The following is a 22,033-nucleotide window of genomic DNA, read 5'->3' as shown; positions in this document are numbered from 1 at the left end:
AAGCCACTTCCTTGGCATTTTTATTCACTAAACGTCCGTGTTTTCTTAATGGATGCAAGATTACCCAGTATTAATATTGCTTGCAATACTATTCATCAAATATCGCTAAATATTCATGCTGGTTATTCTGCTAACCATTAAGAGTTTAGAATAAAGTGTTGCAGATGTTACGTAATTTGAGGATATATTGCCAGTTTTTTATAAATTCACTGGTGTATCAGTTCGATAGGACAGATAGAGCCAGTAGCTAAACGCAATAAAAAAGGCAAAAGAGGCAGGGAAAGCCAGAGCCAAAATCTCAAAACGCTGGAATAAGCAAGCACCCGTTAAGCCGCCAAATAGAAAACCCATGACGATGAACATCAGCAGTTTGGCTTTACGGCGGTCAAAGGGCATACCTTTGAGGCGCGCGCCAATCATGATACCAAGATCCGTGATGATCCCACTCATGTGAGTGGTACGGATAATGGCGCCACTGTAGGTAGTGATCATTGCGTTCTGCAGGCCACATGCCGCGGAAGCAAAGTACTGACCGGATGTGTAGCCTTGTAGCAGTGCCCATAATGCTAAAAATAGTAGGCCACCCTCAATGCACAGAGCAACGCCGTATCGACGACCTAATTTTAGAGCCTGGTTTTCAATGAAAAAACCACTGAAAGCAGCGCCTAGCATAAAGCTCATGATGACGAGTAATAGATGTACTGAAGCAGAGGTTTGAGTGAGCAAGCTACTCCCCAATAAAGAGACCGTACCTGAAATGTGCGAAATAGCTTGGTGTTGAAAGCCAAGTAGTCCGATAGCATTCACGCTGCCAGCAAGGGCTGCTAGTAGGAGAGCCCCGTATTCAACCCAACGTGGTAGCTTAGAAATCATGTTGTTCACCTTGGGTTGAAAAAGAGGGGCAAATTATAACGCTAGCGAAAAGATACGCTAGCGCTGTGGGGCTTGGATATTTGATCTTAGGCAACACTATTGCAGTTAGTTTCTTTGCAAATGTAATCTCAATATTGGGCAGATGAAAGCTACTAATTATAGTGGCTCATTTGATGGTCAAATTTGACCCAACCGTGTTTACGTTCTTCGTAGACAGAAAAGCTCGGTAACGGAAAGTCTTGTTCTTTAAACAATCCAAGCGGGATGATGTAAAAGTCAGCGGCAGCAACGGATTGGAGCAGCATAGTAGTGCCACATTTAGGGCAGAATTGATAAGTAACTTCATTGCCAGTATCGCTTATCCGTGAAAAAGAGGTTACCTCTCCACTCAAGGAAATTTGCTCTGTTAGAAATCGAGCTTGTACACCAAAAACACTGCCGGTTCGTTTTTGACATTCATAGCAGTGGCAGACTGAGGTTCGTTGAGGCTCTCCTCTACACACGAGATTGACCGCACCGCAGCGACATTCGCAACTTCTGATATTTTTATCTTTACTATGATTGATATCCATCCGTACTCCAGTTCTGATTAGCCCTGTATTGATAATTATACTAAAGCCCTTTATGGTCTGCACAACAGGATGAAAACAAAAGAATAAAATTGCTCATGAAAAAGAAAATCTTACCGATTCCCCTGATTTTACTCATTCCCATTGTGATGTTGGTGGTTGTCATCGTAGCTGGGGTTTACCGCTTTAGCTTAAGTGATGAAGAAATCTTGGCGAAGTTCCCTTCTTCTCAGGTCAGTTACGACCCGGTTGTGGAAACTGTGTTTGACTTGAAGACAACTAACCCATGGACAATCAAAGTACCTGAAACGAATGCTTACGCTTTTATTAATGAAGTAGATGAGCCTCAATCGCTGGCTTCTGGACGTTACGATTCAGGCGTGGAGCGCGGAGTGGTAACCGTTGATACTCAAAAGCTATTCGCTGCCAAATTGGGAGAAACTCACTTTTATGTCGCGCCAATGTCGGTGTCTAACCAAGGTAGCGGTGTCTTTTATTATCTAGGCTTGTTCAAGCATGACCAACAGCGCAGTCGTGTGGTGCTGGTGGATCAACTCTTCCTCGGCGATCGTGTTCAGATCCAAACTTTAGAGGTCGCTAAACAGGACGTCACTCAAGCAAAAGGTAAACAAAACGGGGAAGGTTTTATCGGTTTTACTCAGCATTCTGCGGAACAATCTTTTGTAGAAGCCCCATCTGAAAAGGTGTTAATGAGTTTTTCTTTTGATATGCAATCAATTGGTGAGCAATAACGTTTTCGTTAATGTGAGGATCTGTTGTTTATGTGAGCCAAATTACATATTATCTTAGGTAGATGAATGAAATTTAGACACTCATAGCTTTGTGTCTGCTTACTTTACAAATGGAGCTTGCGAATGATTAATAAACGTTTTTTTAAAACGAAAGATGAAGTGGAAGTGACTTTTGAGCTAGAGGCTCAAGAAGCGAATTCTGTATCCATTGTTGCTGATTTTCTTGATTGGAAAGCAACACCAATGAAAAAGTTGGCGAAGGGGAAGGTTTACAAATTCAAAACTCGCCTGCCTAAAGATGGCGAGTTTCAATTCCGCTACCTTGTTGACGACCAGCAATGGGTAAACGATGCTAATGCCGATCGTTACATCCCAAATGAGTTTGGTGAAGACAACTGTTTAGTGTCGACGGTGAGTGCTTAATCGCTCATTTTTGATATTAGTATTTTTACCAAACGTTGGTTGGTAGAGTCGCCGAAGTGCACTAGGCTATTCGCTGGAACCATCAACGAATTCGCTCCGGTTATTAATTAATCGAAACGGAATAACGTAAATCAATATAAAGCAGAAGCTAGCCGTTTCTGCTTTTTTATTTTCAAATTTAGCGGTTAATTTTATTTTAAGATAAGCACGGTTTCAGTCACGGCAACTCAATGACTTAGCGATACTGAGCAAGATTCGCGTCATATTATGACAATGCATTGATGATTTATGCGTTTGAAAAGCATATCCTATGCCTTTATGTCGTAGAAAGACCTGTTTACCGTGTATTCAAAAATATTTTCCTCTCCGTTTGCTGAGCTTTCACCTGTAAAAAAAGTTGCGATTTTAGGACTGCCACTTATTGCAGCAATTGGTGTTGCTTTGCAATCGTCACAATCGAATCTGACCAAAACGGTCGATTTAAATTTACCTGATTCAACTGTGATTGAGTCTATCTTGTCATCTTCTCCTGTTGTGGTTATTGAACCACCAACGTTTGAGTATCAAATTCAAACTGGTGACAACTTAAGTAGCATTTTCACTCAGCTTGGTTTCTCTTACAAATCGATGATGAGTGTGATGGAAACCGACTTAAACTTCCTTGCACTCGACACGCTTCGCCCTGGTAATACGTTACGTTTTTGGCGTGATGAAGCGACTGGCGATCTTTCCAAAATGGAACTTCAATTCAGCGTTGCCGACAAGGTGGTTTATCGTCTGCTTGAAGATGGCTCTTATGAATTTGAAGACATCTCGATTCCTGGTGAGTGGAAGCAAAAACCTTTAGTGGGTGACATTCAAGGCAGCTTCTCTGTTTCGGCAAACAAACTTGGCTTGAATAGCCTTGAGATCGACCACATTGTTACGCTGCTAAAAGATAAACTGAACTTTAGTCGTGATCTGCGTGCTGGCGACCAGTTTGAAGTGCTGCAAAAAGCGCAGTTTGTTGATGGTGTTGCCACAGGTAAGCGCGAGATTGAAGCGATTAAGATCATCAACAAGAACCGTGTTGTGTCTGCGTATCTGCATACCGATGGTCAATACTACGATGCCAATGGCGATAGCTTGCAACGAGCTTTCCAACGTTATCCTGTAAGTAGCAGCTGGCGCCAAAGTTCTCAGTTTAATCCTAAACGTTTACACCCTGTGACTGGCCGAATTTCACCACATAATGGTACTGACTTTGCCACACCGATTGGTACGCCCGTTCAGGCAACGGGTGATGGCAAAGTGATCATGACACGTAAACACCCTTATGCGGGTAACTACGTAGTGATCCAACATGGAAGCACTTATAAAACGCGTTACCTGCACTTGAGCAAGATTCTGGTTCGTAAAGGTCAAACAGTATCTCGTGGCCAACGTATTGGTTTATCAGGTAAAACAGGGCGTGTGACGGGCGCACATCTGCATTACGAATTGATTGAGCGCGGTCGTCCAGTCGATGCGATGAAGGCGAACATTCCAATGGCAGATTCTGTGCCTAAAAAGGAAAAATCAACGTTTGTCGCTGCTCGTGATGAAGCGGATGCCTTGTTACAAAAAGCGTTAGAAGCGCAATCAAGCAAGAGCTAATGAATGACGTTTAGTCGTTATCAATAAGCTTTGAAGAACAAGTTATTGAAGCAGCCGCGATACTTAGCTCAATATTTAATTATTGAGTTCAATATCGCGGCTTTTTTGCGCTCAAGAGTTTGCCCTTCTCTGGAGGTGGAACACCTTTAAGCGAGGGTTTCGGAGTGGGTCACGTAACTAACAATCGCTTCCGGTCTCATTGGTGGCGAATAGAAATACCCTTGAATTTTGTCGCACCCCATTGCGTGCAGCTTTTCTAACTGCTCATGTTTCTCTACTCCTTCAGCTACCAACGATACATCAAGCCGTTGGGCTAATTGGATTATCAACCAAACGACGCTCTCTGAAGTCGAATTCGTGAGTAAGTTTCGAATGAAGGTCGCATCAATTTTAATGCAATCGATAGGGTAGCTGTGTATGTAATTCAGACTGGAATAGCCAGTACCGAAATCGTCTAATGCAATAGTGAAACCTTGCTCTCTAAGATAGTTGAGGGCAGCTTTAGTCTCTTGAGTGTGCGACAGCAGCACGGTTTCGGTTAATTCGATAACAAACTCATCGGCGCGAAAATGATGCTGCTCAATGGTACGAGTAAGGTAAGATATGTAACGCTTGGTATCGGTTAGCTCATGAGCCGAACAGTTTATACCAAGTTTGATTTTGTAGCCTAAGCCTTGTTCTAACGTCTCCTTAGCACGACACACTAGTTCGATGATGCGCTCACCCAGTTCAACAATTAGCCCTGACTCTTCTGCCACTTGGATGAACTCCACAGGTGATATGTCACCATGTTGAGCGGTTTTCCAGCGAGTTAGCATCTCAAAGTATTCCCATCGCGTTTCTTTTTGACCAACAATCGGCTGGGCAACCACGTACATCCCATTTCCGTTGGGTACTAGATTATTTGAAATAGGGTTTTCAAGCTCATTTCGTAGAGCTGCGATCAGTTCTGTTTTTCTTTGGTAACGGAATCTAAGGTGTGTGTCATAGCACTGGATATGCGTATCAGGGCTCTGCTTACATTCTTTTAACGCCAAGCTGGTGTTGAAGATTATCTGTTCGACATCTTTGGTATCTCCTGCAGAGCGAGCCATTCCAATACTGACTTCGAAATCGATTTTGATATCAATGTTCGAGTAGCCTTGTTTTATCTTCGCCAATATCTGCTCACAGACCGCGATAGGGTCGGAATGGTAGGTGATGAAAGCAAATTCGTTGCCTGCGGTGCGGAACGTAAGGTTATTTTCCGGTAAGGTTCTGCGTAAGGTCTCTGCCACATATTGCAGCACTTTGTCACCAACATAGTTGCCGTACACGTCATTAATCGCCTTGAAGCTATTAATGTCGAGCAGAGCAACGGAGAAGGGCGTCACGCTCTGTTGAGTGATGGACTCTAAGGTGTCTGACAAGCAGCTCCGGTTGAGTAAGCTAGTTAAGCTGTCGTGTGATACTTCATAACTGAGTTGATTGACCAGTTGTTCAGAACGGTCGTTAAACCACATCTCTCTAAGTGTATGAATAATGATGTCGGCGAACAGTTGATGATGTTTGATCACTTCTTTTTGCTGAGCCGGGCTAAGTGGTGAGGTAAACGTAGAAAACAGTACCCCCATCACTTCACCGCTTTGAGTTCGTGTCGGGATTGCGATGGAGTTCTGTGAGGTGATCTCTTGTCGAAACGCTGATGTTGGCAGAGACTGAATAACGTATTGAGCAAACGAGCAGTCAGGGTGCCTCTGGTTTACGGCTTGTTGGTAAATCTGACCGTGACGAGCGTTTATCTTGTCGTGCAATACATGGTCTGAATGCGCAATCACGAGAGGAACGATTTGGTCAGGGAAGTATTTCTTCTCAATGATACTGGTGTATTGAGTATCAAACGTTTGGTGTAAGGTGAGCACAGCAGACTCAAGAAGGTCCACACCTTCAAGCTTTAACAAGCGGCCAATGCGCTCTGTATCTATTATGCTGTTCTGTGTATGTTGAGTCATAGTCACCATCCATAGTTAACCAGAATCACCGCGTACAATTGTGATATGCGTCTTGTTTATTATTGACCTCGCTGCATATTTTTTCAAATTTATTTGTGACTAATTTCACAAAATCTGAGAGCTACGCTCCTTATTGAGCCTATCTTTGAGGTGGTCTAAAAACAGTTTGGTTCGCGTATGCGAGTAATCAAGCTTAGGGTAGTAAGCGTAAACCATCACCTCATCTGCTGTGATATTTGGCAATACTGGAACTAATGTCCCTTGTTTCAGATCTTCTTTAATCATCGCTTTGATGGTCAACAACACTCCCATGCCTCTCTTTGCTGCATGGAATAGAGCTTCAGGGTTGGTTGTCGCAAAGTTTCCATTCAATGTGATTCGTTGTCCTTTCGTTAGCGTAACCTCACGAGTAGGACGCTCCCCCCAAATTAGCGAATTGTGTTGTTCCAAATCTTGTTCACAGCTTGGGTAGCCGTGTTTCGCCAAGTAACTCGGAGCGGCATAGAAACCGGCTTTGTGCTCGAACAAAGGTGTCTTTTTAAAGCTTAACGAGTTGAGTTGTTCAAGTTCGCGACTTATCACCAGATCTAAGCCAAGTTCAGGCAATTGTCCCGAGGTTGTGGTGATGAGCTGCACTTTAATATCCGGGTACTTTTCTAGGAAGTCGTCCATATGCTGGACCAAAAATTTAGAGCCAACTGCGATAGTCGCCCCAATTTTTAATAGGCCAGCAGGGGTTTGGTTAACTGAGCGAGTCTCATCAATGATCGACTGCCAGTTATCGAGCTGATCTTTGGCTCGTTGGTAAAAGAGTGCGCCTGCTTCGGTTTGGCTAATCGAGCGAGTCGTCCGTTTTAGCAGCTGAGTCCCGATACGCTCTTCAAGCCAGTTTACTCTTTTACTGATTGCTGAGCTGGTGGTATTGAGCTTGCGGGCAGCACCGTTAAAACTGCCTTCTTCCACCACTTTGACATAACTTTTTACGTTAAGTATCCAATCCATATTCTTTCCCGTTGGGACTTAATCAAATTCCAATTTGGTTAATTATCAATTGTTGGCTCTGAATGTAAACTCATCTTTGAACAAATAACAAACGAAAAGGAAATTTTTTGAGCCAATCGACCTTTAAAAAAACACCATTACTGTTGGCAATGATGATCATTGCTACTGGGCAAGTGGGTGTCAGTATTTACCTGCCATCACTGCCGCTGATTGCTGCTGACTTAAGTGTCACTCAAGTTGATGTACAGCTGCTCGTCACACTATTTTTAGTGGGCTTTGGTTTATCTCAACTATTTTACGGACCGATGTCTGATGCAGTTGGACGAAGACCTATCTTCTTGTTAGGTCAGGGTGTTTATTTGATTGGTACTGTTGTTTGTGTGGTCTTTTCTGACAACATGACAGCACTAGAAGTAGGCCGTTTGTTACAAGGCCTAGGGGCAGGTAGTGCCTCGGTGCTCGGGCGTAGCGTCCTCCGCGATAGTTATGATGGCGCTCAGCTTACTAAAGCGTTGTCTTATATTTCGATTACCGCTTCAATCATGCCGATCATAGCGCCTGTGTTCGGTGGCTGGATATCATTTCACCTTGGCTGGGAAGCGGTGTTCCTGTTTGTTTTGCTCTATCTACTCGCGATATTCACTCTGGGCTACTTTGTTCTTCACGAGACGCTCCCATATAGCAAGAGTCGTTTCCAGGTAAGCCAAGTCGTCAAGAACTACGGAAGTTTGATAACGAATCGACAAGTGTTGAGTAGTGCCAGTTACAACTGGATGAGCTATATGGCAAGTTTGGTGTCGTTATCTTTGTTCCCATTCTTAATGCAGGAGCAATTGGGGCTGACAGCTGCGGAATACGGCTCATTAATGATTGTGCCTTCGGCGGGCTTGCTGATTGGCAGTGTGGCATTGAATATTCTGAATCGTCGCTTTAGTACGCCTCAATTAATGAGCTTTGCAATCTTGATCATTTTGGCGTCTGGGGCTTGGTTGCTGACACATGAATTAACCATCTTTAACTTAGTATGGGCGTTTACTTGGCTGACCATTGCACAGGGCATCTCATTCCCCCTTTCTATTAGTATGTTGTTGGAACCACATAAGAAACAAGCGGGTGCGGTATCTGCATTATCTGGGTCTATTCAAATGTGCTTAGCGGGTTTGTTAGGCGGGTACTTGGTTGAGAGTTGGGTAACGAATCATCTACAACTTGGTGTGTTTTACCTGGTGATCGGCGCGGGTATGGGCTCGGTGTTATGGTCTTCAATACGAATGAAAAAGAAGCTTAGCGATACCGAAGTCGAATACAGTTAGTTTCCTGTGTTGATGTTTGTGTATACGACCTTTAAGACGTTGTATTTGGATAGATGGTTTTCTACAATACCGGCGTCCATTTAATAGGTAATAAAAAATGCAGCAAAATGAATTTGAAGTACTGGTAAAAGCTATCTGCGCACTAGATGGCCTGCCACAGGCACTTGAGCTATTGAAATCCAATGAGGATACTGAAGTCGCTGAGGCTGCCGCATCACTGACTGGCCAATTTGCGCTAGCTGAAGTGGAAGGCGAAAAGCGCATTTACCACGTGACGCTTCAAGAAAATGAACAAGGCGAAGAGCAAGAGTACATCGAGCATGTGATGAACGAAGGCGATGACTTGATCAAATTTGCCGCTTGGTTCTTTGAAACAATGTTCGAACTAAAGCAAAAAGAGACTTATCAAATTGCTGGTAAAACTTACCGACAGCCGAAGCGTAGCTAACAAGTGTAAGTAATGGTTGTAGCTTGAAAAGCCGATGCTATTAAGCGAAACATGTTAAAAAGCAGCCCAAGTGGCTGCTTTTTTGTGAATGTTCCAAGCCACTTCTTGAACCAAAAAAGGTGTTCTGAAATAAAGTTCTCAACTTGCAATAAAGTGTGATTTAGATCTTGTTTTTGGGCATTTTCAGTGTAGAATCCGCGCACAAGAAAGTTGATTATGTGCGGAGATAAGCATGAACTACGAACTAGGCCACGCATACCTTGGTCAAATGGCAGCAAAAAACATGATGCACGAAGCAATGTACGGCAAGTCAAAGCCGAAAAAAGCATCATTCATCAAGCGAATGATGAAGAAAATGGCTAAGTAACCATTTTCCCAAACGGAATTTTAAAAGGCCTTAAACTCGTTGAAGTTTAAGGCCTTTTTCGTATATGCGATAGGTGATTTTATCGCTTTGTTCTACTGTGGATGGACACAAAAAAACATTAATGGGTGACTGAAATTCTTTGAGGAAGATTAGCCTGTTGATTGGTTAGATAGGTCGACGACGTTATTTGGAATGCTGTCTAAACCGTTTTCCTTCATCCAAGCTTCCAAGTTATCAGCCCCGCCGATGTACTTACCATCAAGCCAAATCTGAGGCACGGTTACTGGCGTTTTTTGACCGATGTGTGCTTTCACCTCAGGAATCATTCGATATAGAGCTGCACTGTCTTTAACCACGTCATGGTAGGTATACTCGACACCCGCTTCATCCAACATTTTCTTTGCTTTTACGCAGTATGGGCAGGTCGCTTTACCGTAAACAATATTGCCTTTTAGGCTATCTCGTTTCGTCCACTCTTGGATTACCGATTGTACGAGTACGCCACGGTTAAGCGCTTCACCTTGGCTGACTACCTTACCTTCCACAACTAAGATAGGAGCGTGCCAAGCCCCAAGCTTTAGAGGCTCCCACCAGTGAGACAACCAATCTTTCACTTCTAGTTCGACATCGACATCTGCCAGTTCATTCTCAAAGGTGTCCTTCAGAATGTCTTTGGTAAGGGTACATTCTCCACATGGGATGTTTACTTTAAATGGACCCCAGCTGCCTGCCCAACGGTACAGTGTAATCTTGATTGGTTTCTTCATGGTTACGACCTCGCTTCAAATTCTCTTATCAATATAGAACGGACAGCAGAACTATTTATTTCAAACCTTCTAAATTTTCTTCGTTTTAGCTGGTTTTTTTGTTTCCCAGTGAGTGATGAAGGCGACAGACGCAATAATGATTGCCGCACCTAACCATAGACGACCTGGCGGTACCCAACTGAATACTAGCCACCCAGCCAGCACATTTAGAGGTAATTTTGCATGGTCAAACGGTTGGACAAAGGATGCATCAGCCACTGAGTAGGCTTTTACAATGGCCCATTGTGCGAGGGCGGTTAACACACCAATTACAGCCAGAATACCCCAAATAGTACTGCCACTTGGTGTTTGCCAGTCAGGCACGGCTAACATGATGTTGAACGGTGTAATCAACAGCAGTAGATAAACCACCATGGTTGATGGGCTATCTTGTGATGACAGTTTCTTCACCATCAGCGAGTAGCACGCCCAGAAAAATGCAGCGCCAACAGGTAATAAGGTTGCCCAACTAAAGTCTTCAGCCCATGGCTCTAGAATGATCATTGCACCAATGAAGCCCGCTAATGTTGCTCCCCAGCGTGCAGCACCAACTTTTTCTTTTAAGAACAGTCCCGAGCCTATCGTCGCAAACAACGGAGAGGTCATCAGCAGAGCGATACCTTGCCAAATCGGCACAGGGTAAGCGAGCGCCCATATCCAAAGCTGGATACCAATAACTGACAAAAAGACACGAAACACGTGCAGTTTGAGGTTGTCGGTTTGGAGTGCACGGCGAATGCCTAGTGTTTTCAAGTAAGGAAGAATGGCTAATAAAGCGATGGCGTATTGAATAACGGCAACGGTAGTAGAAGTCAGTCCGAAATGAATGCTAGCAATTTGAGTCAGGCTGTTAATTACGGCAAAGGCTAAGCCTGCGGTAAGCATCCAGCTAGCGCCTTGGATCGGATGGTGTTGTGACATGATGTTTCTAATTATTTGATGTGGTTTGCCTATGATACGGATTTAGCACCACTTAACCAGAAAAAGCATTGATGAAGTTTGTCAGAATATTCGAATATGAAAAAAGGTTGAGCAATTGCCCAACCTTTTTAGTGTCTACCTAAAGTAAATTTAGATTAGAAGTCGTAGCGAACACCTAGGCGAAGCGTATCTTCACCTTCAGTTGTTAGTCCTGTAGTTACGTCTTTCACTTCATCTAAGCCATTGATGTAGTAAGAAAGGTATGTACGGAAGTTGCTGTTTAGTTTGTAGTAACCAACAAGCTCGATACCATCCACAGAGTCGGCTGTAGAACCGTTTGCCGCTTCATTTTCTTGGTATGTGTATACTGCTGCAGCAGAAAACTGCTTAGTGATTTTATATTGTGCTGCGAATTCCATTGCAGTGAAGGACTCAGCGATAGGGCCAACGGCTTTATCGTTTAAGTCACCCGTTGAGTAAGTTGCTGCTAGGTAAAGGTTATCTAATGAATATGCTAGGCCAGCAAGGATTTGGTTTGCGCTTCCTTTACCCGCACCTAGATCCTGACCAGAGTATGCAAGACCAAGGTCTAGACCGATTGGCAATGAATAAACACCAGAGATGCCGTAACCATCAGTGTCTTTTTCACTATTTGCTTGGTAAGTTGCTTCTAACTGAAGGGCATCAAAGCCTCCGCGGTATGCAAATACGCTATCTTCTTTATCTGAAGCTGCATCGATTACTTGCTGAACACCTGAGAACTCAGTGATATCTGTAAAGTCAGATACAATGACTGAAGCCATGTCTTGGCGGCCTACTGAAACTGCTTGTCCATCGAAATCCACACCAGCGTACATGTAACGGTTATCAAACTTGCTATCGCCAGTGCTTTGCTCTGCTTCGTAGAAACCGAATGCAGTAACCGTATCGGTAAGTTCTGTTTTACCGCCAAGGTTTAAACGGAAACGAGTTTTATCTTCCATTGTACCTTCAACTTCAGCACCACCTGAACCAATGAAGTCACCACGGAATTCCGCACGACCACCAATCTTAAGCTCAGTACCGTCAGAGCTGTAAACGGTAGCTGCTAGAGATGAACCTGAAACTAGTGCTGCTACCACTGCAGAAGCTAGAACTGCCTTTTTCATAATCACTTACCTTGTATTTTAAAATCCGTGAGCGAAGTGCTCTCCGTTTCGATATGAAGCTAATTTAGAGCAGCTAAATTAAGCTTTCATTTCTATAAAATTACATTTCAGTGAATAGGGAACTTTTTTAAGTGTTGATTTTATTGCACTTTTGTTTCAACTGGTTGGGTGATTAGTGAATAGTTATCCAAATAGAGTAATTGGAGAGTGGTAACTGGGGCGGTCTCAATCTGAAAGATAAATTGAGGAAGTGGGAAGGGAGAGCAAACGAGTAGCGTCTCTTTGGCTGATTAACTGCTTGTACTGGTTACGATATCCTCTATGATGCAAAAACTGGCAACAGAATAGATTTTGTTCAAAAGCATGGAGAAGTTGGATGAGAACAGAGTACTTAGGCGATGTTTTACAAGGTAGGCAGGTTGTTGGCTCTTTGAATGTTGAGGACTTGCCGATTGGAGAGCATCAGTTTTGGTTTCAAGTCACTAGCGATGGATTAGGACAACCAAAAAATATGCCGGTCTCTGTTTTTAAAGGTAGCCAAGATGGACCTAAGTTGATGATCACCGCTGGTATCCATGGTGATGAACTCAATGGTGTGCTGGCTGCACAGCAAATTATCCGAGACTTAGTGGGGAAAGAGCTAAAAGGAACCGTGACTGTTGTACCAACGGTGAATCTGTCAGGTTTACTAAATCATAGCCGAGACTTTATCTCTTCGGACCCGGGTTCTTGCCCTGCGAACCTTAATCGACTTTTTCCCGGAGACCCACATGGCTTAGCAGCCGAGCGCTTTGTTGCTTCTTTATGGGAGCGCTTACTCAAGCACAATGCTACTTTTGCCGTCGACTTACATACCCAGACTCGTGGTGCGGTATACCCGCTATATGTATTTTCGGATTACAGAATTGATCAATGTTTAGAAATGGCAAGACTGATGCGACCGGACTGCGTGCTCAATGATCCTGGCGATCCCGGCATTCTTGAAACGGTTTGGAATCGAAGTGGAATCCCAAGTATTACGGTCGAAGTAGGGATGGGTAAATTCACTCAGCCCGATATGATTCAAAGAGCTGTAAACGGCGTTTTTAATATGCTCTCTTACTATGACATGTTTGAATCTGATCTAGCATCTGACCTCGTAAACAAGCAACTACCCAGAATGGATTGGGTAGAAGGCAACAACGTGGTGTCGATTCGTGCTGATATTGGTGGATTTGTCCTTCCTCAAGTTGAACTTCTACAAAGTGTAGAAAAGGAAGACTTGTTGGCTGTTCAATATGATGCGTTTGGTAATGAGTGTCGCCGCTATCATGCGCCATCAGCAGGGCGCGTTCTCAGTTACAACGTGGATGCGTTGAGGGAGCCTGGTGCGCTTGTCTGTCGTTTATTGAGTTAAGTTCTATCGAGTTTCACCTTTAAGCACTTGCTCTATCACCGTTGAAACACCTAAAAAAAGACCGAGCCAAGCTCGGTCAAAGGACAGTTGTCGCGAGTTAACACGTCTTCGCACTCTTCGACAGAACTGCTTTTAGGCTAACGAGAATAGATTAAGAATCCATTGCGAGACGGTGACACTTAGACTGTTTTTCTATTGCAAAATGATGACCTTACAGTCATGACTTCAAACCGCAGTGAAAATACTGGTAAACAAAAAACCTACTGTGAACTAAACAAATAGGCTTTTGGTTTTTACTGGGTGGCTTTGCCTTTACTTATTAGCGAGATTAAAACGCTTCATCCACGATCTCTTTCAAGCGATCGTAAGGAACATACCCTGGTAATATTTTCCCATTCATCATCAGTGTTGGTGTGCCTGTTAAACCGAGTGCACTAAACGTTTGGTGGTTGGTTAGCAGTGTTTGACTTTGGTCCGGCGTCATTTCTAATTGTGCTTCTGTTCCTGTTTTCTTCGCGACTGCTTGCAATGATGATTTGGTGTGAATACCACTTTTCGCCATCAGTAATCTGTCGACTTCTGGGAATGCTTCTGGCTTATCCTTCCAAACTTTCATCGCATATAACGCCGCATTGGTATCAAGGCCGCTTACTTGTTGCTGTTTGAACGACAGGTAAACATTGATGATCTTAATATCACTGTCTTCTGAGGCTAGTTGAACCAAGCCTTTTTCTAAACGCTTACAGAATGGGCAGTTGTAATCAGTGAAGTTAATGATCACCGACTTACCATCAGGGTTTCCGGTAATGGGATGAGCATCGTTGTTGTACAGCCAATCATGGCTCTCTGCTTGAGCTTTCTTTGCTTGCGCTTGCCCTGCAACATACTGCTCTAAGCTGGTATGTAACCCTGAAATTGTGGAAGGGTTCTCTTTGAGGAATTGGTTGATCTCCTCAAGTTGCTGTACTTGCTCTTTGTTTAGTTCTGCGAAAGCGCTTGCGCTCATCAATGAGCCTAAAATCAGTGTGCTAATTAGAAGTTTTTTCATGTTATTAATCTCAAATTCTTGTAATGGCGAGCGCCAATTGAGTTGCGCTCGCGCTAATGTTCTTTAGTTGGTTTAAATTGACCTAACGATCTATTTTGCAGATATATTATGCAAAGTAAGTTCTTAGCCAAAGTCCGATTGGAGAAGTAACGCCCGTTGCGATACTGCTTATCTTTCCATCTTTGATGATGACAATACTTGGTGTGACATTGATGCCCCTTGGTTTTGAATGATGCTGTTTAGTTTCATCCCCAATACAGGTAAAACACACGGCATAATATTCAAGATCAAGCCACCAATTAAGGCAAAACCGATCATCGCGATAAAGCCGTTACTGCTCTCTTGATAAGCTATCGGATCTGAGCATACTTGCGCAGTCATCTCCTCGGCAAAGTTCGTGTCCGAGACTGTAACACTTACCGTGCGATCGGTTAGATCGACTTCGCCAATCCAGTTACTCACGTCAAATACCGCAGTCATTGTATTGTCGGTAATATGAACGGTAGGCTGAGAGAAGAAGTCATCGATTACCTCTTCGCCGTCAATCAGTACCATAGGTTTATCCCAGCCATCTTTACTCGTCAGCTGAGTTACCAATTGTTGTTTGCTTTTGTCCCAGTACAGGCCATTCACAGAAGCTCGATTAGCTTCGCGTGGAGACTGACTCATGCCTTGGTTGAACAAGAACATGGCTTGCTCATCAAGTTGTAAAGAGTGAGGATCGATCGGCAGTTCAATGTCGTAGTCGGTTAAGACACAGATATTGGTACAAGACGGAAACGTGAGTGACGCCCTGAATACTGCTTGTTGCGTGTTGTCTTTCAATGTCAGCGTGATCGGAAAACTCACATGATGCTTGTAGCCTAGCGTCATAACATCGAGTTGTTCGTAATACTTAGGAATCGGCCAATGCCATTCCACAGACTTGATGTTGGTTGAACCAGACCAGTCCCAACTCGGCGGTATGCCACCTTCTCCTGGGCTACGCCAATAGGTTTTCCAATCACCGTCGAGCTCAACATCAAGAACGGTTTGAATCTTGGAACCGTCATCCGATTGCTCACCAGTCGACATCATGCGCATTTTTACAGGCGGGTGCTCAGGCACGCTAAGCCAGCCGGTCGTTTGTGCCAGAGCTGTGAATGACGTCATTACCAGTAGAGCCGTGACTATAGTTTTCGCGCATGTACGCATGCAGAATGCCAAAGAATCGACAAACTTAGTTATCAGTGTGTTGTACACAAATGTATCTCCAAAAAATAAATAAAAGGGTGTAATGGCCCGGTTATTTATTCTCTAAATATACAGTGCTTTAAGTGTAAGCGGTGCTTTGTTGGTCGAGCAGAGCGATGATTGTCTCTAGATAATCTCGATATGTGAGGTGGAAGGCTGAATGCTACAGCGATCAGAAGAATAAAAGGGATCAGCCAGCCAGTTTTCGGTGTCGCGAAGGTGAGCAATTGAGAGCTCAGGTCACAGGCACTTGAAGTTGGCGCAGACAGTGATTTAGATGCTTGAGACCCGAATACACTGGAATAAAGCTCAGACATTTTTTCCGACGAAGCCGTAGAGGCTTGTGGATCACTGCTTTCAGTACCAAGGCGTGTTGATTGACTAACAGAGTAGTTGGAAAACGTAACTTTATTTGCAGACAGCGTACTCGCCAGACAAGTTACGATAACCAGTCCGGTAAGGAAAAGCGCCCAAAGCGATTGCTTTTGTTGGCGGTTTTGTTGAGATAAAAAGAATCTAGGTGTGCTTAGCAAATCAATTAGTAATAGAGTCAGTTAGTATCTGGTCTTGGTCTTTAAATTGACGAGTTATCTTTACTCACCGAGTAATCAAACAGCTCGTTTCACGGCGGCTAGCTTAGATAACTTTGCTTCGTGCTACAAGTCATAAAACTGTCAAAGCCCAAAGATTTATCATCACCAAACCTAGACGTTAAGGCACCGCGATTAGAGTTAAGTTCATAAGAATCTGATCTTTTTTTAATATTTCTTTTTACGGTGCCGCTAACAAACGTTTGCGATGATTTCGGGTACAAAAAAGCCCAATCATTCACTTGGGAGCTGAGTGGGCTTGTTAAATTTTTATCTGTGGCTGAAGAAGCCTAGTATTCCAACTTCCTGCTAGCCGTTTTAGTTACTACGACGTGGGCCGTTACGCACTAGGTCTTTGCCGTTTTCAAAGACTTCGTCAGTAATCCAACGAGCAAGTAGAACCTGGTGGCTGCTATTGAATACAGCAACAAAGTGACGACCGTCAGAGTTATTGGTCGCCATACCAACGCCTTCAACACCTTCTAGGCCTAAACCGCCAGATTCTACTGAAATTAGGAATTGTTCTAGTTCTTCAAGCGTTTTAATTACATCAAGTTCGTTGTTCATTTTTTCATTCTCTTGCTGTAACCAATACCGGGTAATAAGGCGTGTTAAAGCATGCGCCTAAAGCCGATCTCAGTCGTTATTCTTTGTTGGATGCGTACTCTACAGATCATGGAGAGCGATTGGAACTCTCAAATATTAGATACGGGCTGATATTTTGCGAAGTTTTAACACAACATACGTTTAAATGCTTGTTATCCATCTTCTTTTTACTACTATTTATAGGGTCAATTTAGACAGTAATAGGAATTAATATGATGAAGGTTTGGCGTTGTCTATTGTTAATGTTGACGTTTGTCGCATTCGGAAGTTTCGCGCAAAGTGTCGATAAGATAGCACAAGTACAAGATCAGCTTATGCTCGATCTGGCAACATTAGAAACGGCGCATGATGCTGAGAAACCCTTTCTTGAAGATATTTTGAGACGCAAGAACCAAGGGCTACGTGAGGAGATATTTACACAACTCTCTTCAGACAAGAAAGAAGGGCTAGATGCCGTTCTGGCTCAGCAGGTAGAACTTTTACAGAAATTACTGACATTGAACGAAGATAAAATCGTTTCAATGAGTAAAGAAAATCGTTCGGCTGAAGGCGATGTTAAGAAGCGTCTTGAATTACGTATTCAGAAACGAACCGGGATGATGGACACCTACTACCAGCAGCTTGCGAAAACATTAGCATGGTCAAAAGAGCGTGGCGTCGATGTTACTGCATCGGAAGATACGCTGAAAAAGGCGTTAGTGTCTCGTTCTAAATACCTAACGAATGCGATTCTCTACACAGATACGCAGCGACAAGATTTAGAAGCACGCTTGTCGTTTGTTAATGAAGAAGAGAAAGCGACTATCAAGAAGGAGCTTGAGCGCTTCAGTGAGCGTACGAGCGTGATGGTTGCTAGCTTAGAAGAGACAATTTCTCTGATGGAGCCGTTTGGTGTCGACGTAACCTCATACAAGCGAGTGTTGTTGGCGACAACGGGAGACATTAACGCTGATGTGCTAGACGTTGATGTTGCATTGGAGCTTTTAGATGGCTGGCTTCGTTCATTTAGTGCGTGGGCGTTTGAGAATACGCCATCATTCATTGTTAAGCTGGCTTTGTTTTTAGGTATTTTGTATGTAACTCGTCTACTGTCGAACGTTGCGCGCAAAACCGTTCGTAAGAGTGTGTCGCATTCTAAAATGGACTTCAGTGTATTGATGCAGGATTTCTTTGTGTCAATTGCATCGAAAGCCGTCGTGTTTATCGGTTTGCTTATCGCGCTGTCGCAAATCGGGATAGAGCTAGCACCATTGCTAACCGGTTTCGGTGTCGCTGGTGTAATCATTGGTTTCGCATTGCAAGATACGCTATCTAACTTTGCTTCTGGTTTGATGATCTTGATCTACCGCCCATACGATGTGGGCGACATGGTGAAAGTGGCGGGTGTTCAAGGTACAGTAAAAGACATGAGCCTTGTATCAACCACAGTACAGACTATCGATAACCAGCGCTTGGTGATTCCAAATAATAAAATTTGGGGGGATGTGATCAACAACATTACAGCAGAGCGTGTTCGACGTGTCGATATGGTATTTGGCATTGGTTATTCTGATGATATTGATAAGGCGAAAGCCGTATTAAATGAAATAATTGTTGCGCATCCTCTCGTGCTAAAAAAACCAGAGCACATGATCAAACTGCACACCTTGAACACATCTTCTGTAGATTTCGTAGTAAGGCCGTGGGTTAAGACCGACGATTACTGGGATGTATATTGGGATGTGACGGAAACCGTGAAGAAACGCTTCGACGAAGAAGGCATCACTATTCCGTTCCCTCAACGTGATGTGCATATATACGACCACGAAGAGAGCTAATCGCTCATTGATTAACGTGGTAATTAAATGGACGCTGAATAGGCGTCCATTTTTTGTTGGTGTATCTTATTTTCATTCTTTTATCTCGCTTCACCCAACTGAGAATTACGTTATCATGGGGCTGGCTCAGTCTGGATAGTTGAAATCGAATGGATGATTCACAGCAAAACCCTAACACAAAAAAAACAACAGTAAGAAAAGCGCGACGAATCGAAAGCGTCATGAACTCTGCGATGTGGCATTTAACTCAGAGGGATATGACTGAAAGCGAGTTGACTGCGAAACTGAAAGTGAAAACGGACAATCAAGATTGGATCGACGAAACCTTGAGGAACCTGAAAGGTTATGGTTATCTAAAGTCTGATCAGGATTTTGCAGAGCAATTTGTCGAGCAAGCTTTCTTTGGCGAATTTGGATCGCGATACATCATTGAAAAGTTGAAGAAGAAAGGGCTAACCGACTCGGTCATTTCGGATGCGATTCATAAGGTATCTGCTGATAAAAACATCGATGAACAAATGATATTGATCGATCGAATCAATCATTACTATTCAGGCTTTACCATGAGCCGTGAAAAGCTTGTAGCGACACTGCAAAAACGTGGCTTCAGCTATCAACAAGTCAAAATCGCGATCGATCAGCATCCGCGAGCTCATGAGCTTAAGAGTAATATTCAGATCAAGGCCGAGAAAGCTGATTTGGAGAAAGAAGTGTTGAAATACGCACGAAAAGGGAAGGGTTTGACTGCCATTCAGCAAGAGCTGAAACAACGACAAATCGATACCAGCGAGCTATCTGCGTTAATCGATCGATTAATCAACGAAGAGCAGCTGGACTTCTACTCATCTTGTTTAGAACAGCTGCAGAAAAAGTCTTACGATCTTAACGACCACAAAGAGCGCTCTAAGGCTTATGCCATGCTAAGTCGTAAAGGTTTTTCATCTGATGAGATAAAGTTCGCGTTAAGTGAAGGCAACGAGTAACTGATGAGTAGCGGAACCAAGATAAACAAATCTATCGAGTCGCGTCTCTATTTTCAGTAATACCTAAGCCGTTACGCAAAGCAAATTGAACCAGTTCATTGTGATTATTCAGGTTCATTAATCCAAGCATTCGGTACTTATGTGATTCGATGGTACGTGGGCTTAAGTGCAATTTATCGGCACACTCCTTGGCAGTGTACCCTTGAGCGATAAGTGATAGCACCTTGGTTTGCTTCTTCGATAACAACAACAGCTTATCACTATCGTCTTCCCACAAGTTCTCACTTTGATTCAACGTTCTAGCTAATGTTGAATGCTGCCAATAACAAAGCCACATCTCACACACAAGCTTCAGACGCTTAATGTCTTCTAAGCCCAATGTGGTTTTATTGTCGTGGAAGTTAGTGAAAGAGAGTGCGCCCCAACGTTGGTTAAACAGTTGCAAAGGGATAATACAGTGCCACTTGCCACCTTGTTTATATATTCGGCGTAGCACATCGTTTTGAATTTTAGCGAGCTGTTCTTCTGAAAACTCTAAGTAAGTTTCTTGCGTTTTGAGGAGCTTCAAATACTCGAGATGGTTGCAGCCTAAAAAGTCTTGTTTATCGATAGGTGGAATATGTGACTTAGATACCGAGATTGTTTTCCCATCTTCGAGCAGAACCATAGAGTTTGGGTACAGGGTTAATCTGTCAATATCAAACCAGTCTAGAACGTCAAAGCTTGCAGTGGACCAAGTTGCAGTAAAATCTTTTGGATCACTATTGATCAAAGTTTCAGACTGATTCATCAACAATTGCTCAAAGCTCGGCTAGAGACGTTCACATTTTATCCTTATCAAAAGTTAGGTTATTCATTCACGCGGTGAAGATATTCGTTAAAACGCTCGAGAGCAAGTGAACATTAAAAGATCGTTAAGGTGTTCTTAGCTCGATTTTTTTAGAACACATTATTCTATGTATTTTAGCGAAAAGCAGTAAATTTGCTGCATTAATTGAACGCTGTTTTTAAGAGAATCGGACGTTTTAAACCATTGAGAAAGTTGTGACAGCGTTAAGAACATTTCTGACCGTATCCCTATCAATATTGCCTTTTCACAGTGCTGTAGCATCTCCAATGTTCGTCTATGCACAATCTCCCATTCACTCGAATGTGCTCTCTACACAGCTTCGTTCTGCTGAACCAAATAGGACTGGTACGATAGAGTTTAAGTCCTCTTATACGCAGGCCAGTATATGGGCACATACACAAGCTTATTCCTTAGATTATTATCAAAATCAGTCGAATATTGCTGTTCAATGGCAAGCGTCTCCGATTTGGAAAACTGAACTCGATTATCGTGTTGTCACAGCAAAAGATAACGGTTTAGATAGTTTTGTTATGGGATTTCATGATCTGTTTGGTGTTGGACAGAATGGCCGTGATGAGGTTGCAGAAGACCAGTTCACTATCGATTTTCATAATGCCGGTGTTCATGTGTCAGATTTCGAAGGTGACGACCTAACCAATGCAGTTACTTTCTACAATGAGTTACTACTGTATTCTCGAGGGCCGATGTCACTGTCGGCTGGTGGTTCACTGTTTTACAACAATGTTAGAAGTGGGCAGTTTGCGAGAACCAGTTTCGAGCAGGGTGTCCAACTCAACTACAGCTATATCACTCCAAGGCACAGTTTCTTTTCTACCATTGGCCTTGTGCATCGAAACAGCGATGGTCACTTAGTTAGTGATGAGAGGCTAGCACTTGAAAACGTGAGTGCTAGCTGGGCTGTTGGGTATGAATATCGATGGAATCAGCGCCATAGCTTGGTCCTTGAATCGCTCAACTACCAAGGCTGGTCGACCAATGATCCAGATTTCCCGGAGCCATCAAATGAGGTGGTTGTGGGGTATCGCTATCGTTTGTACCGCCTTGCTTTAGAAGCCTTGATGATTGAGAACATTCGTAACATGGATAACAGTACTGATATCGGTTTCACGCTTGGCTTACGTTTCTCAATATAAAAGCGATATCAACATATCATTATTTAATTAAATTCATCTTGGCTATAAAATTTCAGTAATTTTACGGTATATCAATAACTGTAATTTTTGAACAATAGCGCCACTCCA

The 22,033-nt window shown here is 43.2% G+C and carries 21 protein-coding genes and 2 pseudogenes; 10 read left to right on the top strand and 13 right to left on the bottom strand.

What is annotated here, in order from left to right; genetic code table 11:
• Positions 1–198: 198 nt before the first annotated feature.
• The gene (locus JC606_RS15150) at positions 199–873 is read right to left on the bottom strand and encodes a YoaK family protein (RefSeq protein WP_137406703.1); all 675 of its coding nucleotides are present in this window, start codon (positions 871–873) and stop codon (positions 199–201) included.
• Positions 874–1,025: 152 nt separating this feature from the next.
• Positions 1,026–1,508 carry a GFA family protein gene (locus tag JC606_RS15145; RefSeq protein WP_198778901.1) on the bottom strand — a complete coding sequence of 161 codons (483 nt, stop codon included), beginning with the start codon at positions 1,506–1,508 and terminating at the stop codon, positions 1,026–1,028.
• 32 nt (positions 1,509–1,540) lie between these two features.
• Here JC606_RS15145 and JC606_RS15140 point away from each other — a divergent pair, with 32 nt between their 5' ends.
• From JC606_RS15140 to JC606_RS15130, 3 genes are all read left to right on the top strand, one after another.
• Positions 1,541–2,194 carry a hypothetical protein gene (locus tag JC606_RS15140; RefSeq protein WP_137406704.1) on the top strand — a complete coding sequence of 218 codons (654 nt, stop codon included), beginning with the start codon at positions 1,541–1,543 and terminating at the stop codon, positions 2,192–2,194.
• A 123-nt stretch (positions 2,195–2,317) separates the two neighbouring features.
• Positions 2,318–2,617, top strand: a complete 300-nt coding sequence (locus tag JC606_RS15135; RefSeq protein ID WP_004737771.1) for an isoamylase early set domain-containing protein — start codon at positions 2,318–2,320, stop codon at positions 2,615–2,617.
• 342 nt (positions 2,618–2,959) lie between these two features.
• Complete coding sequence (locus JC606_RS15130) at positions 2,960–4,252, top strand: peptidoglycan DD-metalloendopeptidase family protein (RefSeq protein ID WP_137406705.1); 1,293 nt, start codon at positions 2,960–2,962, stop codon at positions 4,250–4,252.
• A 146-nt stretch (positions 4,253–4,398) separates the two neighbouring features.
• On the opposite strand, the gene JC606_RS15125 is transcribed toward JC606_RS15130, so the two are convergent.
• Together JC606_RS15125 and JC606_RS15120 are read right to left on the bottom strand one after the other, a co-directional pair.
• A complete protein-coding gene (locus tag JC606_RS15125) occupies positions 4,399–6,243 on the bottom strand; it encodes a putative bifunctional diguanylate cyclase/phosphodiesterase (RefSeq protein WP_198778900.1) in 1,845 nt (614 codons plus the stop codon).
• A 105-nt stretch (positions 6,244–6,348) separates the two neighbouring features.
• Positions 6,349–7,245, bottom strand: a complete 897-nt coding sequence (locus JC606_RS15120) for a LysR family transcriptional regulator (protein WP_198778899.1) — start codon at positions 7,243–7,245, stop codon at positions 6,349–6,351.
• 107 nt (positions 7,246–7,352) lie between these two features.
• Between JC606_RS15120 and JC606_RS15115 the strand changes: the two genes are divergently transcribed.
• The 3 genes from JC606_RS15115 (at position 7,353) to JC606_RS23545 (ending at position 9,373) form a co-directional block, all read left to right on the top strand.
• Positions 7,353–8,558: a multidrug effflux MFS transporter gene (locus JC606_RS15115; protein ID WP_198778898.1), complete on the top strand. Its 1,206-nt coding sequence runs from the start codon at positions 7,353–7,355 to the stop codon at positions 8,556–8,558.
• Positions 8,559–8,655: 97 nt separating this feature from the next.
• Positions 8,656–9,006: a hypothetical protein gene (locus tag JC606_RS15110; protein ID WP_004737776.1), complete on the top strand. Its 351-nt coding sequence runs from the start codon at positions 8,656–8,658 to the stop codon at positions 9,004–9,006.
• A gap of 232 nt (positions 9,007–9,238) precedes the next feature.
• Complete coding sequence (locus JC606_RS23545; RefSeq protein ID WP_004737777.1) at positions 9,239–9,373, top strand: hypothetical protein; 135 nt, start codon at positions 9,239–9,241, stop codon at positions 9,371–9,373.
• A 149-nt stretch (positions 9,374–9,522) separates the two neighbouring features.
• Here JC606_RS23545 and JC606_RS15105 read toward each other — a convergent pair whose 3' ends face one another.
• The 3 genes from JC606_RS15105 to JC606_RS15095 form a co-directional block, all read right to left on the bottom strand.
• The gene (locus JC606_RS15105) at positions 9,523–10,140 is read right to left on the bottom strand and encodes a glutaredoxin domain-containing protein (RefSeq protein ID WP_128164883.1); all 618 of its coding nucleotides are present in this window, start codon (positions 10,138–10,140) and stop codon (positions 9,523–9,525) included.
• Between the two features lie 69 nt (positions 10,141–10,209).
• Complete coding sequence (locus tag JC606_RS15100; protein ID WP_004737779.1) at positions 10,210–11,100, bottom strand: DMT family transporter; 891 nt, start codon at positions 11,098–11,100, stop codon at positions 10,210–10,212.
• A 155-nt stretch (positions 11,101–11,255) separates the two neighbouring features.
• On the bottom strand, positions 11,256–12,248 hold the full coding sequence (locus JC606_RS15095) for a porin (protein ID WP_137406710.1): 993 nt from the start codon (positions 12,246–12,248) through the stop codon (positions 11,256–11,258).
• A 376-nt stretch (positions 12,249–12,624) separates the two neighbouring features.
• On the opposite strand from JC606_RS15095, the gene JC606_RS15090 reads away from it, so the two are divergent.
• On the top strand, positions 12,625–13,644 hold the full coding sequence (locus JC606_RS15090; RefSeq protein WP_137406711.1) for a succinylglutamate desuccinylase/aspartoacylase family protein: 1,020 nt from the start codon (positions 12,625–12,627) through the stop codon (positions 13,642–13,644).
• Positions 13,645–13,972: 328 nt separating this feature from the next.
• Here JC606_RS15090 and JC606_RS15085 read toward each other — a convergent pair whose 3' ends face one another.
• The 5 genes and pseudogenes from JC606_RS15085 to JC606_RS15070 form a co-directional block, all read right to left on the bottom strand.
• Positions 13,973–14,692: a DsbA family protein gene (locus JC606_RS15085; RefSeq protein ID WP_198778897.1), complete on the bottom strand. Its 720-nt coding sequence runs from the start codon at positions 14,690–14,692 to the stop codon at positions 13,973–13,975.
• 106 nt (positions 14,693–14,798) lie between these two features.
• A pseudogene (locus tag JC606_RS23405) lies at positions 14,799–14,921 on the bottom strand (protein disulfide oxidoreductase); the annotation flags it as partial.
• Positions 14,894–15,886 (bottom strand): annotated as a pseudogene (locus JC606_RS15080) (protein-disulfide reductase DsbD domain-containing protein); the annotation flags it as partial. The pseudogenes JC606_RS15080 and JC606_RS23405, both read right to left, overlap by 28 nt.
• Positions 15,887–15,981: 95 nt before the next feature.
• The gene (locus JC606_RS15075) at positions 15,982–16,458 is read right to left on the bottom strand and encodes a hypothetical protein (RefSeq protein WP_198778896.1); all 477 of its coding nucleotides are present in this window, start codon (positions 16,456–16,458) and stop codon (positions 15,982–15,984) included.
• A 375-nt stretch (positions 16,459–16,833) separates the two neighbouring features.
• The gene (locus JC606_RS15070) at positions 16,834–17,082 is read right to left on the bottom strand and encodes a hypothetical protein (RefSeq protein ID WP_198778895.1); all 249 of its coding nucleotides are present in this window, start codon (positions 17,080–17,082) and stop codon (positions 16,834–16,836) included.
• 251 nt (positions 17,083–17,333) lie between these two features.
• Between JC606_RS15070 and JC606_RS15065 the strand changes: the two genes are divergently transcribed.
• Both JC606_RS15065 and JC606_RS15060 read left to right on the top strand, forming a co-directional pair.
• Positions 17,334–18,938, top strand: coding sequence for a mechanosensitive ion channel family protein (locus tag JC606_RS15065; RefSeq protein ID WP_198778894.1), 1,605 nt, complete (start codon positions 17,334–17,336; stop codon positions 18,936–18,938).
• Between the two features lie 149 nt (positions 18,939–19,087).
• Positions 19,088–19,921, top strand: coding sequence for a RecX family transcriptional regulator (locus JC606_RS15060; protein ID WP_198778893.1), 834 nt, complete (start codon positions 19,088–19,090; stop codon positions 19,919–19,921).
• Positions 19,922–19,952: 31 nt separating this feature from the next.
• On the opposite strand, the gene JC606_RS15055 is transcribed toward JC606_RS15060, so the two are convergent.
• Entirely contained in the window at positions 19,953–20,711 is a 759-nt protein-coding gene (locus JC606_RS15055; protein WP_198778892.1) for a response regulator transcription factor, read from the bottom strand.
• Positions 20,712–21,004: 293 nt separating this feature from the next.
• Here JC606_RS15055 and JC606_RS15050 point away from each other — a divergent pair, with 293 nt between their 5' ends.
• Complete coding sequence (locus JC606_RS15050) at positions 21,005–21,925, top strand: DUF3187 family protein (RefSeq protein ID WP_137406797.1); 921 nt, start codon at positions 21,005–21,007, stop codon at positions 21,923–21,925.
• Positions 21,926–22,033: the final 108 nt, after the last annotated feature.

The organism is Vibrio sp. IB15, assembly GCF_016406055.1.
GTDB classification, from domain to species: domain Bacteria; phylum Pseudomonadota; class Gammaproteobacteria; order Enterobacterales; family Vibrionaceae; genus Vibrio; species Vibrio chagasii.
This window is presented reverse-complemented; position numbering and strand designations above follow the sequence as displayed.

Coding starts and splice junctions, on each gene's coding strand:
- JC606_RS15125 (WP_198778900.1), bottom strand. CDS start 6,243: ATGACTCAACATACACAGAACAGCATAATAGATACAGAGCGCATTGGC.
- JC606_RS15140 (WP_137406704.1), top strand. CDS start 1,541: ATGAAAAAGAAAATCTTACCGATTCCCCTGATTTTACTCATTCCCATT.
- JC606_RS23545 (WP_004737777.1), top strand. CDS start 9,239: ATGAACTACGAACTAGGCCACGCATACCTTGGTCAAATGGCAGCAAAA.
- JC606_RS15110 (WP_004737776.1), top strand. CDS start 8,656: ATGCAGCAAAATGAATTTGAAGTACTGGTAAAAGCTATCTGCGCACTA.
- JC606_RS15060 (WP_198778893.1), top strand. CDS start 19,088: ATGGATGATTCACAGCAAAACCCTAACACAAAAAAAACAACAGTAAGA.
- JC606_RS15085 (WP_198778897.1), bottom strand. CDS start 14,692: ATGAAAAAACTTCTAATTAGCACACTGATTTTAGGCTCATTGATGAGC.
- JC606_RS15055 (WP_198778892.1), bottom strand. CDS start 20,711: ATGAATCAGTCTGAAACTTTGATCAATAGTGATCCAAAAGATTTTACT.
- JC606_RS15090 (WP_137406711.1), top strand. CDS start 12,625: ATGAGAACAGAGTACTTAGGCGATGTTTTACAAGGTAGGCAGGTTGTT.
- JC606_RS15065 (WP_198778894.1), top strand. CDS start 17,334: ATGATGAAGGTTTGGCGTTGTCTATTGTTAATGTTGACGTTTGTCGCA.
- JC606_RS15120 (WP_198778899.1), bottom strand. CDS start 7,245: ATGGATTGGATACTTAACGTAAAAAGTTATGTCAAAGTGGTGGAAGAA.
- JC606_RS15105 (WP_128164883.1), bottom strand. CDS start 10,140: ATGAAGAAACCAATCAAGATTACACTGTACCGTTGGGCAGGCAGCTGG.
- JC606_RS15135 (WP_004737771.1), top strand. CDS start 2,318: ATGATTAATAAACGTTTTTTTAAAACGAAAGATGAAGTGGAAGTGACT.
- JC606_RS15070 (WP_198778895.1), bottom strand. CDS start 17,082: ATGAACAACGAACTTGATGTAATTAAAACGCTTGAAGAACTAGAACAA.
- JC606_RS15095 (WP_137406710.1), bottom strand. CDS start 12,248: ATGAAAAAGGCAGTTCTAGCTTCTGCAGTGGTAGCAGCACTAGTTTCA.
- JC606_RS15150 (WP_137406703.1), bottom strand. CDS start 873: ATGATTTCTAAGCTACCACGTTGGGTTGAATACGGGGCTCTCCTACTA.
- JC606_RS15100 (WP_004737779.1), bottom strand. CDS start 11,100: ATGTCACAACACCATCCGATCCAAGGCGCTAGCTGGATGCTTACCGCA.